This window comes from Mycolicibacterium sp. CBM1 (assembly GCF_054073305.1).
On sequence record NZ_JBSXPP010000005.1, the window covers coordinates 12724 to 29355 of the forward strand.

General features: G+C 67.6%; 22 protein-coding genes. 12 read left to right on the top strand and 10 right to left on the bottom strand.

The genetic code is table 11. The features are described 5' to 3' along the window. The first annotated feature begins 28 nt into the window (after positions 1 to 28). Positions 29 to 694, top strand: a complete 666-nt coding sequence (gene phoU, locus ACXDF8_RS08080; protein WP_457222734.1) for a phosphate signaling complex protein PhoU — start codon at positions 29 to 31, stop codon at positions 692 to 694. An 86-nt stretch (positions 695 to 780) separates the two neighbouring features. On the opposite strand, the gene pstB is transcribed toward phoU, so the two are convergent. The 6 genes from pstB to ACXDF8_RS08110 all read right to left on the bottom strand — a co-directional run bounded on the left by pstB (position 781) and on the right by ACXDF8_RS08110 (position 6590). Then, a complete protein-coding gene (pstB, locus tag ACXDF8_RS08085; protein WP_457222735.1) occupies positions 781 to 1557 on the bottom strand; it encodes a phosphate ABC transporter ATP-binding protein PstB in 777 nt (258 codons plus the stop codon). A gap of 9 nt (positions 1558 to 1566) precedes the next feature. Continuing rightward, on the bottom strand, positions 1567 to 2481 hold the full coding sequence (pstA, locus tag ACXDF8_RS08090) for a phosphate ABC transporter permease PstA (protein ID WP_457222736.1): 915 nt from the start codon (positions 2479 to 2481) through the stop codon (positions 1567 to 1569). After that, entirely contained in the window at positions 2478 to 3533 is a 1056-nt protein-coding gene (gene pstC, locus ACXDF8_RS08095; RefSeq protein WP_457222737.1) for a phosphate ABC transporter permease subunit PstC, read from the bottom strand. The genes pstA and pstC overlap by 4 nt, the downstream gene beginning before the upstream one ends. Positions 3534 to 3566: 33 nt before the next feature. Then, positions 3567 to 4700: a phosphate ABC transporter substrate-binding protein PstS gene (pstS, locus tag ACXDF8_RS08100; RefSeq protein ID WP_457222738.1), complete on the bottom strand. Its 1134-nt coding sequence runs from the start codon at positions 4698 to 4700 to the stop codon at positions 3567 to 3569. Positions 4701 to 4851: 151 nt separating this feature from the next. After that, positions 4852 to 5787 (bottom strand): mycothiol synthase, encoded by a 936-nt coding sequence (gene mshD, locus ACXDF8_RS08105; protein WP_457222739.1) that lies wholly within the window; start codon positions 5785 to 5787, stop codon positions 4852 to 4854. 5 nt (positions 5788 to 5792) lie between these two features. After that, positions 5793 to 6590: a winged helix-turn-helix transcriptional regulator gene (locus tag ACXDF8_RS08110; RefSeq protein ID WP_457223043.1), complete on the bottom strand. Its 798-nt coding sequence runs from the start codon at positions 6588 to 6590 to the stop codon at positions 5793 to 5795. A gap of 198 nt (positions 6591 to 6788) precedes the next feature. Between ACXDF8_RS08110 and lmeA the strand changes: the two genes are divergently transcribed. The 8 genes from lmeA to ACXDF8_RS08150 all read left to right on the top strand — a co-directional run bounded on the left by lmeA (position 6789) and on the right by ACXDF8_RS08150 (position 10997). After that, positions 6789 to 7592, top strand: coding sequence for a mannan chain length control protein LmeA (gene lmeA, locus ACXDF8_RS08115; RefSeq protein ID WP_457222740.1), 804 nt, complete (start codon positions 6789 to 6791; stop codon positions 7590 to 7592). Continuing rightward, a complete protein-coding gene (locus tag ACXDF8_RS08120) occupies positions 7589 to 8011 on the top strand; it encodes a TlpA family protein disulfide reductase (RefSeq protein ID WP_457222741.1) in 423 nt (140 codons plus the stop codon). The genes lmeA and ACXDF8_RS08120 overlap by 4 nt, the downstream gene beginning before the upstream one ends. A 20-nt stretch (positions 8012 to 8031) precedes the next feature. After that, positions 8032 to 8130 carry an Ms5788A family Cys-rich leader peptide gene (locus ACXDF8_RS08125; protein ID WP_457222742.1) on the top strand — a complete coding sequence of 33 codons (99 nt, stop codon included), beginning with the start codon at positions 8032 to 8034 and terminating at the stop codon, positions 8128 to 8130. 91 nt (positions 8131 to 8221) lie between these two features. After that, positions 8222 to 8698 (top strand): DUF4395 domain-containing protein, encoded by a 477-nt coding sequence (locus ACXDF8_RS08130; protein ID WP_457222743.1) that lies wholly within the window; start codon positions 8222 to 8224, stop codon positions 8696 to 8698. A gap of 34 nt (positions 8699 to 8732) precedes the next feature. Further along, positions 8733 to 9566, top strand: coding sequence for a sulfurtransferase (locus ACXDF8_RS08135; protein ID WP_457222744.1), 834 nt, complete (start codon positions 8733 to 8735; stop codon positions 9564 to 9566). Between the two features lie 2 nt (positions 9567 to 9568). Then, positions 9569 to 9871: a DUF1416 domain-containing protein gene (locus ACXDF8_RS08140; RefSeq protein WP_457222745.1), complete on the top strand. Its 303-nt coding sequence runs from the start codon at positions 9569 to 9571 to the stop codon at positions 9869 to 9871. Positions 9872 to 10068: 197 nt separating this feature from the next. Further along, on the top strand, positions 10069 to 10716 hold the full coding sequence (locus ACXDF8_RS08145; protein ID WP_457222746.1) for a heme-binding beta-barrel domain-containing protein: 648 nt from the start codon (positions 10069 to 10071) through the stop codon (positions 10714 to 10716). Next, a complete protein-coding gene (locus tag ACXDF8_RS08150; RefSeq protein WP_457222747.1) occupies positions 10713 to 10997 on the top strand; it encodes a hypothetical protein in 285 nt (94 codons plus the stop codon). The genes ACXDF8_RS08145 and ACXDF8_RS08150 overlap by 4 nt, the downstream gene beginning before the upstream one ends. Positions 10998 to 11009: 12 nt before the next feature. Here the strand turns inward: ACXDF8_RS08150 and ACXDF8_RS08155 are convergent, their stop codons facing one another. From ACXDF8_RS08155 to ACXDF8_RS08165, 3 genes are read right to left on the bottom strand one after another with little or no spacing between them, the layout of a single operon-like run. Continuing rightward, the gene (locus tag ACXDF8_RS08155) at positions 11010 to 11771 is read right to left on the bottom strand and encodes an amino acid ABC transporter ATP-binding protein (RefSeq protein ID WP_457222748.1); all 762 of its coding nucleotides are present in this window, start codon (positions 11769 to 11771) and stop codon (positions 11010 to 11012) included. Further along, positions 11768 to 12595, bottom strand: a complete 828-nt coding sequence (locus ACXDF8_RS08160) for an amino acid ABC transporter permease (RefSeq protein ID WP_457222749.1) — start codon at positions 12593 to 12595, stop codon at positions 11768 to 11770. The genes ACXDF8_RS08155 and ACXDF8_RS08160 overlap by 4 nt, the downstream gene beginning before the upstream one ends. After that, on the bottom strand, positions 12592 to 13437 hold the full coding sequence (locus tag ACXDF8_RS08165) for an ABC transporter substrate-binding protein (RefSeq protein ID WP_457222750.1): 846 nt from the start codon (positions 13435 to 13437) through the stop codon (positions 12592 to 12594). Before ACXDF8_RS08165 ends, ACXDF8_RS08160 begins: the two co-directional genes overlap by 4 nt. Positions 13438 to 13629: 192 nt before the next feature. Between ACXDF8_RS08165 and ACXDF8_RS08170 the strand changes: the two genes are divergently transcribed. Continuing rightward, positions 13630 to 14007 carry a hypothetical protein gene (locus tag ACXDF8_RS08170; protein ID WP_457222751.1) on the top strand — a complete coding sequence of 126 codons (378 nt, stop codon included), beginning with the start codon at positions 13630 to 13632 and terminating at the stop codon, positions 14005 to 14007. A 260-nt stretch (positions 14008 to 14267) separates the two neighbouring features. Here ACXDF8_RS08170 and ACXDF8_RS08175 read toward each other — a convergent pair whose 3' ends face one another. Next, positions 14268 to 15137, bottom strand: coding sequence for an aminodeoxychorismate lyase (locus ACXDF8_RS08175; RefSeq protein WP_457223044.1), 870 nt, complete (start codon positions 15135 to 15137; stop codon positions 14268 to 14270). A gap of 65 nt (positions 15138 to 15202) precedes the next feature. On the opposite strand from ACXDF8_RS08175, the gene ygfZ reads away from it, so the two are divergent. Both ygfZ and ACXDF8_RS08185 read left to right on the top strand, forming a co-directional pair. Further along, a complete protein-coding gene (gene ygfZ, locus ACXDF8_RS08180; protein ID WP_457222752.1) occupies positions 15203 to 16294 on the top strand; it encodes a CAF17-like 4Fe-4S cluster assembly/insertion protein YgfZ in 1092 nt (363 codons plus the stop codon). Positions 16295 to 16431: 137 nt separating this feature from the next. Continuing rightward, positions 16432 to 16629 carry a DUF3073 domain-containing protein gene (locus tag ACXDF8_RS08185; protein ID WP_457222753.1) on the top strand — a complete coding sequence of 66 codons (198 nt, stop codon included), beginning with the start codon at positions 16432 to 16434 and terminating at the stop codon, positions 16627 to 16629. Positions 16630 to 16632: the final 3 nt, after the last annotated feature.

Here is a 16632-nt window from a genome sequence, read left to right on the forward strand (position 1 = left end):
GCTCGCCTGCAGAAAGTAGGCTGGGCGCATGCGGACCGCTTACCACGAGCAGCTCGACGCTCTGACTAACCAGCTCGCCGAGATGTGCCGATTGGCCGGCGTCGCGATGGAACGGGCGACTCAGGCATTGCTCCAAGCCGATTTGGTGCTCGCCGAACAGGTGATCACCGACCACGATCACATCTCGACGGCCAGTGCTCACGCCGAAGAGGCCGCCTTCGTGCTGCTGGCCCTACAGGCCCCGGTGGCCGGCGACCTGCGCGCGATCGTGAGCTCCATCCAGATCGTCGCCGACGTCGACCGGATGGGGGCGCTGGCACTGCACGTCGCCAAGATCGCCCGCCGTCGCCACCCCCAGCACGCGCTGCCCGAGGAAGTCAACGGGTACTTCGCCGAAATGGGTCGGGTCGCAGTCGAATTGGGCCACAGCGCGCGGGAGGTACTGCTCTCCCGGGATCCGGAGAAGGCTCGGCGCATCCGCGAAGAAGACGATGCGATGGACGACCTGCACCGGCACCTGTTCACGGTGCTGATGGACCGGGAATGGAAGCACGGGGTGGCCGCCGCGGTGGACGTCACGCTGCTGGGCCGGTTCTACGAGCGCTTCGCCGACCACGCGGTGGAGATCTCCCGGCGAGTGATCTTCCAGGTGACCGGGCGGCTGCCCGACGAAGAGGGAATCCCGACCTACTGACCGGATCGCTCCGGACAACGAAAAGGGCTGCCGCGCGGATCGCGCGGCAGCCCTTTTCGTGTGCCGGCTTCGGGTGCCGGCGCTTCTTACCCGAAGCGACCGGAGATGTAGTCCTCGGTGGCCTTCTGGCTGGGGTTGGAGAAGATCTTCTCGGTGTCGTCGATCTCGACGAGCTTGCCTGGCTTGCCAGTGGCCTCGAGGTTGAAGAACGCGGTCTGATCGCTGACGCGGGCGGCCTGCTGCATGTTGTGGGTGACGATGACGATGGTGAACTCCTGCTTGAGTTCGGAGATCAGATCCTCAATCGCCAGCGTGGAGATCGGGTCGAGCGCCGAGCAAGGCTCGTCCATAAGCAGCACGTCGGGCTGCACGGCGATGGCACGGGCGATACACAGCCGCTGCTGCTGCCCGCCCGAGAGACCGCCGCCGGGCTTGTCGAGGCGGTCCTTGACCTCGTTCCACAGGTTGGCGCCCTTGAGCGAACGCTCACAGGTCTCGTCGAGAACCTTGCGGTTGCGCACGCCCTGCAGCTTCAGGCCGGCCACCACATTGTCGCGAATCGACATGGTGGGGAACGGGTTCGGACGCTGGAACACCATGCCGATGGTCTTGCGCACACCCACCGGATCCACCCCGGAGCCGTAGATGTCCTCTCCGTCGAGTAGGACCGAGCCTTCGACACGCGCACCAGGAATCACCTCGTGCATGCGGTTCAGGGTGCGCAGCACGGTGGACTTGCCACAGCCGGACGGCCCGATGAAGGCGGTCACGCTGCGCGGCGGCACTGCCATCGACACGTCGGCGACGGCGTGGAATGCACCGTAGTAGATGTTGACATCTTTGAGATCCAGCCGCTTGGCCATCGAACTCTCCTAAACCTTCTTCGGGGAAAAGAACTTGGCAACGAAGCGGGCGCCGATGTTGAGCACCGCGATCAACACGATCAGGGTCAGCGCCGCACCCCAGAGTCGGTCGGTGGGAACCGGATTGGCCCCCGCGCCCGCCGAGGTCTGGTCATACATCATGCCCGGCAGCGACCCCATGAAGCCGCTGAACATGTCGAAGTTCATCGCCTGGGAGTAGCCGACCAGGATCAGCAGCGGGGCGGTCTCACCCATCACACGGGCCAGCGCCAACATGATGCCGGTAACGATGCCCGACAGGGCGGTCGGAATGACAATGCGTGCAATGGTTTTCCACTTCGGCACACCGAGGGCGTAGCTCGCCTCCCGCAGGTCCATCGGGACGATGCGCAGCATCTCCTCGGTCGAGCGCACAATGACCGGGATCATCAGCAGGACCAGGGCCAGCGAGACCGCGAAGCCGGACCGCGGAAAGCCAAGGGTGGCAACCCACAACGCATAGATGAACAATGCCGCCACGATGGAGGGAACACCGGTGAGGATATCCACCATGAACGTGGTGACCTTGCCCAGTTTGGTGCCGCCGCCATACTCCACCAGGTAGATGCCGACGAATACGCCGACCGGGATGGAGATGACCGCGCAGAACAGCCCTTGCAGCAGGGTGCCGACCAGAGCGTGGTAGACACCGCCGCCCGCCTGAAACGCCGTCATCCCGGCCTGCGAGTGCGACCACCAGCCTTCGTCGAGAATGATCTTCAGGCCTTTGGTGATCACCGAATAAAGCACCCACATCAGTGGTACGACTGCCACCAGTACCGATGCGGTCACCAGCACCGTGGCGGCGTTGTTGGTCACTTTGCGGCGCACGCTGACCGCCTGGAAGGTGGGCGCCTTGACGGGCCTGTCCAGCGTCGAGGTCATCGGGCTCCCCTTCCGGCGACCGCGGCGCGTGCCGCGGAGTTGACCACGAAGGTCAGGATGAACAGCACCAGTCCGGCGGCAATGTAGGCACCGGCCTTGTACTGGTCGTTGAATTCCGATGCAGCCGAGGCGATCTTGCTGGCGAAGGTGTAGCCCGCATCGAACAGCGACCAGCCGAACGCCTTTTGCGTGCCACGCAGGATGATCAACAGCGCGATCGTCTCGCCAAGGGCACGCCCCAGACCGAGCATCGCTCCGCTGATGTAACCGGACAACCCGAACGGCAGGACCGTGGTCCTGACCACTTCCCAGCGGGTGGCGCCCAGCGCCAGCGCGGCCTCGATCTGGCCGCGCGGTGTCTGGACGAACACCTCGCGGGTCACCGCGGTGATGATCGGAAGGATCATCACCGCCAACACGATTCCGGCGGTAAAGATAGTGCCGCCGCCGGCCACCGACGCGTTGCCGGTGGCGAACAGGAAGATCCAGCCGAGGTTGTCGTTGAGCCACAATGCCAACGGCTTGATCACCGGCGCAACGACATACAGGCCCCACACGCCGTAGATGATCGACGGCACCGCCGCCAGCAGATCGACCATGTAGCCCAGCGGCCCGGACACCCGCCGGGGCGCGTACTGCGTCAGGAAGATCGCGATACCCAGCGCGACCGGCATTGCGAGCACCAGCGCGAACAACGACACGAACACCGTCACCTGCAGCAGGTCCAGGATCCCGAACTGCATGTGGGCGGTGTCGGTGGTGACCCAGTTCCCGCCGTAGGTGAAGAAGTTCGCGTCGTTGCGCGCCAATGCGGGCACCGCACGCCAGACGAGGAACAGGCCGATCGCGGCGATGAGGGCGATGATCAGGATGCCCGAGCCCTCGGAGAGCCCACGGAAGATCCGGTCGCCGAGACGCACCTTCGCGGCTCCGGACGGCTTCGTGGGCACCGCGGGCTTCTCCGGCGTCGGCTCAGCGATGAAATCGCCCGCTCCGGCCCCCGCTGGATCAGGTGTCGTCACATCTACCCCGTCGCTCACTGATCTCCCCATCGTCACCGCAATCGACCTGCCTCGCCAGCGCTGTTAGGAAATTGCTTCGACAGAGGTGAGCAGCCGCTTCTTGAACGCGTCAGGCAGCGGCACATAACCGGCGGCCGGAAGTCCGGCCTGGCCGTCATTGGCGGCCACGGTCAGGAAGGACTTGACCGCCGCGGAGGTATCGGCGTCGTAACCCTTCGAGCACACGATCTCGTAGGTCGCCAGCATCAGCGGGTAGGCACCCGGGGCCTTGGTGGAGTACAGCGAGTTCAGGTCCAGCACCAGATCGTTGCCCTCGCCGGCGAACTTCGCGGAATCGATGGCCGCCTTGGCGGAGTCATCGGTGAGCTCGACCGGACCGCTGCCGGTGTCGATCTGAGCCATCGCCAGCTTGGCCTGGTCGGCGAAGCCCTTCTCGACGTAACCGATCGAACCCGGGGTGGCCTGCACAGCCTGGACCACGCCGGCCGTCTTCTGCGCGCCTTCGCCGGCGCCGCCCTGGAACTCCTTGCCCGCACCCTTGGTCCAGGCCTCCGGAGCAGCGGCGGACAGGTACTTCTGGAAGTTGTCCGTGGTGCCCGAGGAATCCGAGCGGTAGATCGGCGTGATCTTCTGGTCGGGCAGCGATGTGCCGCTGTTCAGGGCGGCGATGGCCGGGTCGTTCCAGTTGGTGATCGCACCGGTGAAGATCTTGGCGAGCACATCGGCATTGACCACGAGCTTGTCGACGCCGGGCACGTTGTAGCCCATGGCGACCGGGCCGAAGACCATCGGCAGGTTCCAGGCCGGGTTGCCGCCGCAGCGCTTGGCTGCCGCGTCGGGCTGGTCCTTCGACAGCGGCGAGTCCGAACCGGCGAAGTCGACCTGCCCGGCGATGAACTGAGTGACGCCCGCGCCGGAACCGGTCGGGTTGTAGGAGAGGTTCTTGCCCGGGCACTTCTGGCCCCAGACCTGGTTGAAGACCGCGATGGCGTTCTGCTGTGCGGTCGAGCCTTCGCCGGTCAGCGCGTTCTTGCCGCCGCAGTCGGCCGCTGCACTGGACGACGAGCCGGAGGCGGCGCTCGACGATGACGACGTTCCCGAGTTGTTGTCGCTGCCGCAGGCGGTGAGCGTCAGCCCGGTGATTGCCGTGGCTGACACGGTCGCGAAGAACGCCTTGCCAAACCTGTTCAGATTCACCTATCCCACTTTCTCCAGTGTTGCCCTGTTAGCCCCGGTAGGAGCGTGTGCATCACGGGGGAAGTTATGCGCTGGTAATGGACGGAAGCCACCCGGAAGATGAACGCAGGGTGAACAGGCTCATGAACGCCGCATTGCGAACAGCCGCCAATTAATGACCGGCAGGGGATGTGGCAATGTTCGCTGACGAGGGGGGACCGTACGCGGTGTCAGTGCTCGATACAGCAAAGCCGAGTCGGTCGTAGGTCCGGACCGCGGCGGTGTTGTCGGCCTCGACGTACAGCATGACCACGGGTTCCTCGGCCTCGCCGAGCCGCTGGGCCAGGTGGGAGACGCCGACCAGGGTGAGCACCCGGCCGAGCCCGCGGCCCTGTTCGGCCGGATCCACCCCGACGACGTAGACCTCGCCCAGCCCGAATTCGTCGGGGTGGATCTTCGTCCAGTGGAAGCCCAACAGACCCCCGGTGCCGGCGTCGAACGCCAGGAACAAGCCGCCGGGGTCGAACCACGCCTCATTGCGGCGCTCGTCGAGGTCGGACTCCGTCCAGCCACCTTGCTCGGGATGCCAGGAGAAGGCGGCGTTGTTCACCCGCAGCAGCGCCGGGTCGTCGACAGGGCCTGCGTAGGTGCGAATCCGGATGCCGTCGGGCACCACGACGTCGGGCAGGTCGCGCAGCGAACGCTGCATCTGGAGCAGCTCCCGCTTCACCGTCATCCCGAGCGCCTCGGCCACCGCCTGGGCAGCCGGCCGGGTGCCGTGCGCCCAGAACCGGATCCGCCCACCACTTTCCTCAGTTGCCGCGCGCAACAACGCGGTCCCGAGGCCACGACGTCGCGCGTCGGGGTGAACGACCAACTCCCCCATCGCGTCGGCGCCGTCGCGGCCCGGCGTCAGATTGAGGTACCCGCGCACACCGGATGCGTCGTCACCGGCCAGGAGGTGTCCCGTCCTGGCATGCGGTAACTCGCGCAACACCTGCTCTCCGACCGGGGCGACGCCGTCGGCGCGGGCGGCGGCGTCGATGAGGGCACGGACCTGGATCTGCTCCGACTCGGTAAGGCCGGCGCGTCGCTGCAATGACGCCACCGCCGTCACTGACTGCGCAGCGGCTGAGACAGCGGGCCGGAGCGCACACCGTCCTGCAGGACGTCCTCGGCGTCGTCGAATCCGTCTTCGTCGTCCTCGGGGTACTCGGGCTCAACCGCGGCGGGAGGCCGGCCTCTGGCCGGGCGGACAGCCTTGTAACCCACGTTGCGGACGGTGCCGATCAGCGATTCGTATTCCGGCCCGAGCTTGGCCCGCAGCCGGCGCACGTGCACGTCGACGGTGCGGGTGCCACCGAAGAAGTCGTAGCCCCAGACTTCCTGCAGCAACTGCGCGCGGGTGAAGACCCGGCCCGCGTGCTGGGCCAGGTACTTGAGGAGCTCGAACTCCTTGTAGGTCAGGTCCAGGGGCCGTCCGCGCAGCCGAGCCGTGTAGGTGCCCTCGTCGATGACCAGTTCACCGAGGCTGACTTTGCCGGCACTCTCCTGGCTTGCCATTCCGCCCCGGCGGCCGACGAGCAGCCGCAGCCGGGCATCGATCTCGGCTGGGCCGGTGCTGGGCAGCAGGATCTCGTCCAGCCCCCAGTCGACGTTGACGGCGACCAGGCCGCCCTCGTTGACCACGGCGACCACCGGAACCGAGGTACCGGTGGTGCCCAGCAGTCGACACAGACCACGGGCGGCGGCCAGATCGGTGCGTGCGTCGACGATCGCCACATCCGCGGTGCCGGCCTCTAGCAGCGACGACACCTCGGTCGGCGCTGACCGCACCGTGTGCGCGAGCAGGGCCAATGACGGCAGCACCGACTCCGGGTGCGGGTCGACGGTAAGAAGCAGCAGGTCCAACAGACTCTCCAATTCGCTGGATGCTCATCTCCGACAGCACCGTCGCGGTGACCTACCAGACTCATGGGCGACATATGGCCGTTACGACCATGGGTCAACTAACTTTAACCCGCGACCTGCTATTTAGCCGATCTGATCGCTTCAGCGCCTTAATCGGGGCGAGCGGCGGTTCGCCGCCCGGCGGCTGTAGGCCAGAATATGCAGGTGCGAAAGCTGCTGATCACTCTCGGCGCGGCGGTGCTGGCCGTCGTCGTCGGGGCGGTCGGCGCCGACTTCGGGGCGACTATCTACGCCGAGTATCGGCTGGCCCGCACCGTGCGCAGCGTCGCCGGCCTGTCGTTCGACCCCTCGGTGGCGATCCTCGGCTTTCCTTTTATCGAGCAGGCCCGACGGCATCATTTCGACGAGATCGAGATCAAGGCCAACGGCGTGAGCCACGCTGTCACCGGCAAGGCGTCGCTGGAGGCAACCCTGCATGACATCGACCTCACCGAGGCGTCGTGGCTGATCCGACCGGGGGCGAACCTGCCGGTCGGCAAGCTGGAGAGCCGCATCATCATCGACTCCGGACACCTCGGCCGGTTCATCGGCATCAAGGACCTCATGGTCGAGGCCCCGTCGAAAGAGACCAACGACGCCACCGGCGGCACCACCGAGTCGGGGATTTCCGGCAGCAAGGGTCTGGTCTTCACCGGGACACCGCGACAAGCCGACCTCACCAAGCCGGTCAGCGTGGCGGTGGATCTGTCGATGGCCGGCGACGACCAGACGACGCTGGTGTTCACCGCCACCGACGTGCAGACCGGACCGGGCACCGCCGACCAGACGGTCCCCGATGACAAGAAGAAGGCGGTGCTCGCGGCCTTCAGCGGCACCCTGCCCGGCCAGAAGCTGCCGTTCGGTGTGCGTCCCACCACCGAGGGGGCACGCGGCTCGGACATCATCATCGAAGGCATCACCGAGGGAGTAACGATCCGCCTGGACGGGTTCAGACAATCATGAGCCCCGCACTGATCACCGCTATCGTGGCCATCGCAGCGGCATTGTGCGCCGCCGCCGCCGCCGGCGTGCTGCACAGCCGCCGTTCCGGCGTACTGCGTGACGCCACCGAGGCGCCCGACCTCGACGTCAGCGATCTGGGACTGTCCCGCACCGGCCCGACCGTCGTGCACTTCAGCGCAGTGTGGTGCGGACCGTGCGCGGGGGTGCGGCGGGTCGTCAACCAGGTGTGCGCCGACTTGGGTGACGTAGCTCACGTGGAGATCGACATGGACGCCAATCCGGCTGCGGCGCGCAAGCTTTCCGTGCTGTCCCTGCCGACGACGTTCATCTTCGACGCCGGTGGCCGTCAGCGGTACCGGACCTCCGGGGTTCCCAAGGCGGCTGACCTGCGGTCGGCCCTGCAGCCACTATTGGCTTGAGAGCCCGGTCATTGGGTAGCATGACTGGCGTGTCAACCCGCCTGGAGCTTGCGCTCACCAAGCGTCGCGCAGTCGATCTGTGCCGCGTCGCGGGTTGTTGCTGTTGTTGTAGCTGCTGAGTAGCCGCGTCTTCTTTCCGCGCCGCCGCTCGCCGAGCAAGCCATTCGCGGCCTGCTTCTGCCCAGCCCAATCAGCAACAGGAGTCTCTACATGTCAACCACCATCTCTCAGACCGCCGCGGGGCCCACCCAAGTGGACGTTCGCGGACCACGGTTCGCGGCATGGGTGACCACCGCGGTCCTGATCGCCGTGCTACTCGCCTCGGCGGTGAGCACCGTTACCGCCGCGGTCCTGCTGGCATTGCAGGCGGTGGTGTTCGCGATCGGCGCCGCGCGCGGCCCGCGTCAGCACCCTTACGGAGTGATCTTCGCCCGCCTCGTCGCACCCGGACTGAGCCCGGTGACGGAACGGGAACCGGTGCCGCCGTTGAAGTTTGCCCAACTCGTCGGCCTGGTGTTCGCCGTCGTGGGAGTCGCTGGGTTTGTCTTCGGCGTGCCACTGCTCGGCACCATCGCCACCGCCTTCGCCCTATTCGCCGCCTTCCTGAATGCGGCTTTCGGGATCTGCCTGGGCTGCCAGCTGTACCCGCTCGTGGCCAGGCTGCGCCGAACCCCCTCCGCCACATAGGCCTTCAAGACAGACAACCGAAAGGAACTCCTCCATGGCACGCTCCGACGTCCTGGTCTCAACCGACTGGGCCCAGAGCAATCTCGACGCACCCAACGTTGTTTTCGTCGAGGTCGACGAGGACGCCAGCGCTTACGACATCGGCCACATCGCCGGTGCGGTGAAACTGGACTGGAAGACCGACCTGCAGGATCCGGTGAAGCGCGACTTTGTTGATGCGCAACAGTTTTCGAAGCTGCTCAGCGATCGCGGCATCTCCAACAACGACACCGTGGTGCTCTACGGCGGCAACAACAACTGGTTCGCCGCCTACGCCTACTGGTACTTCAAGCTGTACGGCCACGAGGACGTCAAGCTCCTCGACGGCGGCCGCAAGAAGTGGGAGCTCGACGGCCGCGAATGGTCGGCGGAGACCGTCTCCCGACCGGCCACCAGCTACACCGCCAAGGCGCCCGACAACAGCATCCGGGCGTTCCGCGACGAGGTGATCGCGGCGATCGGCACCAAGAATCTGGTGGACGTACGCTCGCCCGACGAGTTCTCCGGCAAGATCCTCGCCCCCGCGCACCTGCCGCAGGAGCAGAGCCAGCGCCCCGGCCACGTTCCGAGCGCCATCAACGTCCCCTGGAGCAGGGCTGCCAACGAGGACGGCACCTTCAAGTCCGACGAGGAGCTGGCCAAGCTGTACGCCGACGCCGGCCTGGACGGCGAGAAGGAGACCATCGCCTACTGCCGGATCGGCGAGCGGTCGTCGCACACCTGGTTTGTGCTCCAGGAACTGCTGGGACACAAGAACGTCAAGAACTACGACGGTAGTTGGACCGAATACGGCTCCCTGGTGGGGGCCCCGATCGAGTTGGGAAGTTGATCATGTGCTCTGCGCCTAAACAAGGACAGACCCTGCCCGCCGGCGTCGACCTGGAGAAGGAGACGGTGATCACGGGTCGCGTCGTGGACGACTCCGGGCAGACCGTGGGTGGTGCGTTCGTGCGCCTGCTGGACTCCAGCGACGAGTTCACCGCCGAGGTGGTGGCGTCGGCGACCGGCGATTTCCGGTTCTTCGCCGCCCCGGGCACCTGGACCGTGCGCGCGCTGTCCAAGGTCGGCAATGGTGACGCCACGGTGGCCCCGACGGGCGCCGGCGTGCACGAGGTCGACATCAAGGTCGCCTGAGCCGGTTGAGGAGTCAGGCCATCGGGCAGCGCCTGACAGGGCCTGACGACGAGTAGGTGGCTCGGGCGGTGATCCCGCCTGAGCCCCGGATAGACTGTCACCGTGGTTCTTTTCTACGAGATCCTGCTCGTCGCGACCGTCGTTGTGATCACCTGGTTCGCGCTGTATGCGCTCTATCGACTGATCACCGACGAGTCGTGAGTTCCGAGGACATCCACGGCAGCGGCGATCGCGCCCTGGCCGCGGCGGCTCAACGAGCCAGGGAAACCGCGGGACGCAATATCCCGGCTTTCGACGACCTGCCGCTCCCGCCGGACACCGCCAACCTGCGCCTGGGGGCCAACCTGCATGACGCGCTGCTGGCACTGCTGCCGTTGGTGGGGGTGTGGCGCGGTGAGGGCGAGGGTCGTGGACCGCAGGGTGATTATCGCTTCGGCCAGCAGATCATCGTCTCGCACGACGGCGGCGACTATCTGAACTGGGAAGCCCGCTCGTGGCGCCTGGGCGACGACGGCGAGTACCACTCCCCCGGCTTGCGGGAAACCGGCTTCTGGCGGTTCGTCGACGATCCCTCGGACCCGGGCGAGTCACAGGCCATCGAGCTGCTGCTCGCCCATTCGGCCGGCTACGTCGAGTTGTTCTATGGCAGTCCGCGCACCCAGTCCTCATGGGAACTGGTGACCGACGCGCTGGCACGCAGCAAGTCGGGCGTGCTGGTCGGGGGCGCCAAGCGACTTTACGGAATCGTCGAGGGCGGCGACCTCGCCTACGTCGAGGAACGAGTCGACGCCGACGGCGGCCTCGTCCCCCATCTATCGGCCCGGTTGACCCGGCACGTCGGGTGATCGGCCGCATCGCAGTCGGCCTCGCCGTGGCGGGTGCCGCCGTGGTCTCGGCTTGCGCCCCCGCCCCGGCCCCGAACCAACCCACCGCCATCAGTCCGGCGCCGACTACCACCAGCGCCGCCACTCCCGAGCACGGATCGCTGGCGCACTGCCTGCACGAGCACGGGGTGCCCGACTCGGCCGGCACCGCCGTGCTGGGCCCGCCGCCCGGCGTCGACCCGGGCACATGGGACGAGGCGATGAAGGCCTGCTCGACGCTGGCCCCGGGCCCCGCCGCCTAGCCTGCGACGTCGTCAGGGCGTCGCGTCGCGCCCCGCGCCGGTCACCCGGCGCAGGAACTGCTGCGTTCGTTCATGCTCGGGAGCGGTCAAAACTTGCTCGGCAGAGCCTGATTCGACGATCCGCCCACCGTCGAGGAAGCACACGGTGTCGGCGACCTGGCGGGCGAACCCCATCTCGTGGGTAGCCATGACGATGGTGCGGCCGGCCGCGGCGAGTTCACCGACCAGGTCGAGGACCTCGCCGACGAGTTCGGGGTCGAGCGCGCTGGTGATCTCGTCGAGTAACAGCAGTCGCGGGTCGTAGGCCAGGGCGCGGGCGATGGCCACCCGCTGCTGCTGGCCGCCGGACAGCTTGTCCGGATACGAGTCGGCCTTGTCCGCCAAGCCGACGCGAGCCAGCAGTTCGCGGCCCCGTTCGTCGGCCTCGGCGCGGTCGCGGCGGTGCACCACCCGCGGCGCCAGGGTGATGTTGCGCAGCACGCTCATGTGCGGGAACAGGTTGAACGACTGGAAGACCATTCCCATCGCCCGTCGCTCGGCGTCGGCATCGACGCGCGGGTCGCTGATGTCCCGGCCGTCGAGGAGGATCTGGCCGTCGTCGATGTCCTCGAGCAGGTCCACGCAGCGCAGCAGCGTCGACTTTCCCGACCCGGACGCCCCGATGAGCACGACCACCTGATGTTCGGCCACGTCGAGGTCGACGCCGTCGAGAACCGTGCGGCCGCCGTAGCTCTTGACCAGCCCGCGGACGGAGAGGACGGGCGCCCCGCTCACAGCGCACCCTGCCGGGTGGCGGCACGCCGCGTCGCCCAGTCGGCCAGCCGCGCCGACGGCACCGCCAGCACCACGAACAGCAGGCCGGCCACCACATACGGCGTGAAGTTGTAGCTGCTGGCCGCCTGGATCTGGGCCGCACGCACGGCATCCACGGCGCCGAGCACCGAGATGAGACCGCAATCCTTTTGCAGCGCAACGAAATCATTGAGCAGCGCCGGGGTGACCCGCCGCGCCGCCTGCGGCAGGATCACCAGGCGCATGGTCCGGTGATAGTTCAGTCCGAGGGATTTCGCCGCCGCCAGCTGTGAAGGATGCACCGATTCGATGCCGGCGCGGAAGACCTCCGCCACGTAGGCGGAATAGATCAGCACCAGCGCAAGGCCCCCCAGCAGCACCGGATTGTTGGGGATGCCCGACAGACGCAGGCCGGGCAGGCCGAATCCGACGAGGTACAGGCAGATGATCAGCGGCAGGCCCCGGAAGAAGTCGACGTAACCGGTGGCCAGCGCGCGCACCGGGAACCACACCGGGCCCCGCAGCGTACGCACCGCCGCCAGCGCCAACCCGACGATCAGGATCAGGATCTGACAGACGACCAGGACCCGCACGTTGAGCCACAGCCCATCGAGCACCGCGGGCAGACTCTCCCAGCCCACCCGGAGGTTGAAGAACGACTGGCGGACCCGGGGCCATCCCGGTGAGGCCGTGGTGGCCACCACGGCGACCGCTGCGAAGATCACCGTCGACACCAGCGCGAGCAGGGTGGATCGCCGCGCTCTCGATCGCCGGTACGCGAGGCGTTCGGCGGCCAGCGCCGTCACTTGAGTAAGGGTGCGTTGCCGGCCTCGGCCAGCCATTGTTGCTGCAAGGTGGCCAGGGTCCCGTCGGAGCGCAGCGCATCGACGGCTCCCGAGACGCAGGATGTCAACGGGCTGCCCTTGTCCAGGACGATGCCGAATTCTTCCGGCTTCCCGGTCCCGGACGGCAGTTGGCCGACGATGCTGCCGTCGGTCAGCTCGCTTTGCACCTCGAAAGCCGTGGGCAGATCCACCACCAGCGCGTCAATCTGCCCATTCGTCAGGGCGGCCTTGGCGTCGTCGTTGTTGTTGTAGACGGCGACGGGTGCGGTGGTGCCCAGCGCCTCGGCGGCGTCGTAGCTGGTGGTGCCGACCTGCGCCCCCAACCGCAGGCCTCGCAGGGCGGCCAACGTGGTGGCCTTGGCGGCCGGGGACGACTTGACGGTGACGACGGCCTGGGTGACGTCGTAGTACGGCGAGGAGAAGTCGACGGCGTTCTTGCGTTCGTCGGTGATCGAGAACTCGTTGAGGTTCGCGTCGAACGTCTTGGGCCCGGGTGCGATAGCAGCGTTGAACGGAACCCGCACCCATGCAACGTCTTTGGTGTCATAGCCCAGCTTGCGGGCCACCGCGTAGGCGACCGCTGACTCGAAACCCTTGCCGTTGGCCGGGTTGTCGTCGACGAACCACGGCGGGTAGGCCGGCTGGTCGGTGCCGAAGGTCAGCAGGCCCGCTTTCAACGTGGGCAAGGAGCCCTTGTCGCAGCCACCCGCGGCCGGCGCCGATTTCTCCTCGGCCGGTGAACAACCCACCAGGATTCCCAGGGCAGCCGTGCCGGCCAGGACCGTGATCACGCCTTTACGCATGCGCGGCATCATCGCGCACCGCGCGCCCTTGCGCCAGAAATCGGCTCACCGCGGTTCATCGGGCCCACAGCGATCGCACAGCTTGCTGCTATTGCGCACCTACCGCCGCTGCATACGGTCGGCGGAGTTCGGCGATGACAGGACAACTCCCGGACGACCCGACAACGAAGACAAGACAACGAGGAGACGCCCGTGTTCACTTCCCGACCTGCACTGGTGCGGCAGGCAACTGCCGCCGCTTTGGGGGCGGCCCTGCTCACCGGCGTGGTGGGCTGTTCGGCTACGAGCGTAGCCGCGCCCGGCGATCCCGGCGGACCGGGCGGACCGAATGACCCGTTCGCCACGTGCATGAGCCAAAACGGCGTACCGGCGCCGCCGCAGGGCGGGCCCGGCGGACCCGGCGGACCCGGCGGGCAGCCGCCGATGGGCGGGCCACCGCCACAGGGCGCGCCCGGTGCAGCGGGTCAGCCCGGCGGCACACCGCCGGCACCCCCCGGCGTCGACGCCGGCGTGTGGGCGAAGGGACTGCAGGCCTGCTCGTCGCTGGCACCCCAGCCACCCCAGCATTGACCGTCTTGACGTTCCGGCCCCAGATATGGGTCGGCCCCCGAGCCAGTCAGTCCTGGTTGGACGAACCAGGGGCTCGGGGGCCGGGTAGCTGCCTGGAATTCGCCAGCGCGCGCAGGGCGCAGGTGATTCCGGCACCTGGTGCTGCTAGCGGGCAGCCACCTCACATGTCCTAGACGCTATCAATGTTCCGGACCACCTCCTTCCCTGTGTACCGACGACCGTACCCGCGGAACACGGAGTGTGCCAACAGATTTTCGCGGTCAGCGATCACTGAGGATCGCCGCGTCGACCAACGCCGCGACCTCGCCGGCCAGCCGGTTGGGCGGCAACGGGCGACCGTCGAGGCTATGCACCCGGGCAGCCAGCGTAATGCTCGACACCAGCCAAACCCCTTGCGCGGTGAGCAGATCCGCGGGCCGCAGCGCCCGGAAATCGCACTCGTAGCCCTTGTCGCGAGCGACCTCGAACAGTGCCTGCTGGGTGGTGCCGCGCAGAATCGGGTACCACGGCGGCGGCGTGAGGAAGCAGGTGCCGCCGGCTCGGTCCTCGGACTCGGTGGCGATCACCACCGTCGAGCGCGGCCCCTCCAAGAGGTAGCCGTCGGTGCTGACGAAGATCACGTCGCCGGCGCCCTTGTCCGCGGCGTGCCGCAACGCGGCCATGTTCACCGCATAGGACAGGGTCTTGGCGCCGGCCACCAGCCATGGCATCGCGTCGGCACCGGCCGACGGCAGTCCCCGTTCCAGCAGCACTGCGCCGATCCCATCCCGTCGGCTGGCGGCCACCCGGTCGGCCACCGGGTTGACGGTCAGGTAGGCCGTCGGCGGCGAACCGCTCTCCCGGCCCCGGCTGTACACCAGCCGCAACGCGCCTTCGTCGGCGCCGCCCGCTGTCCACTGCCCGACCGCGACGGCGATCGCCCGCCGCCACGCCGGCAGATCCGGCTCCGGAAGCTGCATGAGCTTGGCCGACTGCGCCAGCCGCCGCAGATGGGATTCGACCAGGCAGGCCCGCCCGTCGCGCACGAGCAATGTTTCGAACACGCCGTCACCCCGCACGGCGGCCAGGTCGTCGGCGAACAGCAGCGGCTGAGCAGCATCGTGAATCTCGCCGTCGAGCGTGACTACCACCGATACGCCGGTGGGCATTCCGAGCATGAGATCACAGCGTACTGGCCGGCCCGTAGAGTTGATATGTGTCAGCTATCCCCACCCCTGCCAACTCTCCGGATGCCGGCGCGACCTGGCACTTCGGTGACCCGCTCGGCGAACAGCGCGCCGCCGAACTCGACGCGGTCGTGGTGGATCGCTCCCACCGTGCGGTCATCGCGCTGACCGGACCAGACCGGGCCAGCTGGCTGCACTCGATCTCCACTCAGCACGTCAGCGAGCTGGGCGACGGGGTGTCCACCGACAATCTCAGCCTCGACGGCCAGGGCCGTGTGGAGGATCACTGGGTGCAGACCGTTCTGGGCGACGTCACCTACCTCGACACCGAACCGTGGCGGGGCGAACCACTGCTGGACTACCTGCGCAAGATGGTGTTCTGGGCCAACGTCTCCGTCGCGCCCGCCGACCTGGCGGTGCTCACCCTGCTCGGCCCGAGGTTGGCCGACCCCGCGATCCTGTCCGCGCTGAGCCTGACCGCGCTTCCGCCCGAGTCGACGGCGGTGCCGGTGCCCGGCGGCGGCTTTGTCCGACGGATGCCGGCCCAGTCCGGCGAGGTGCTGCTCGACCTGCTGGTTCCCCGGGCCGAGGCCGCGCAGTGGCTGACCCGATTGGAAGCGGCCGGGGTCCGCCGGGCCGGCGTGTGGACCTACGAGGCCCACCGGGTGGCCGCTCAGCGGCCCCGACTTGGCGTGGACACCGACGAACGCACGATCCCGCACGAGGTGGGCTGGATCGGCCCGCCCGGTCAGGGTGCCGTCCACCTGGACAAGGGCTGCTACCGGGGGCAAGAGACCGTCGCGCGGGTCCACAACCTGGGCAAGCCGCCCCGGATGCTGGTTCTGGTCCACCTCGACGGCTCCGGTGAGCGGCCCGTCACCGGCGACCCGCTGCTGGCCGATGGGCGTGTCGTCGGGCGCCTTGGCACCGTCGTCGACCACGTGGACTTCGGCCCGATCGCGCTGGCTCTGGTCAAACGCGGCATTCCGGCCGAAACGCCCCTGACCACGGGTGGCGAGCATCAGGTGGCCGCCGAGATCGACCCCGAATCGCTGCCCGCGGCCGACGCCGTAGGCGCGGGCCGGTTGGCTGTGGACAGGCTGCGCCGCGGCGCGCAGTGACGTTCGCCCTCCGCCGAACGGGGCTGCCAGCACATCGGACCGGGGCACGGTAAGGTGTTGGCAGGACAATAACGAACACACAGATCGGAGCCGCCTGCATCCCGGGCCGCTCCGTTATTGCGCGAGGGGGTTCCCCCATGGGCCGCGGCCGGGCAAAGGCAAAGCAGACCAAGGTTGCTCGGGAGCTGAAATATAGCTCCCCGCAGACCGATTTCGAGCGGCTCCAGCAAGAGCTGTCAGGGTCGGGTTCGAGTCGACCCGACACTGTCGACAACGGATTCTCGGACGGGTTCGACGAGGACCCGTGGGTTGATGAGGACAGCTGGCGGCGCTGAGCC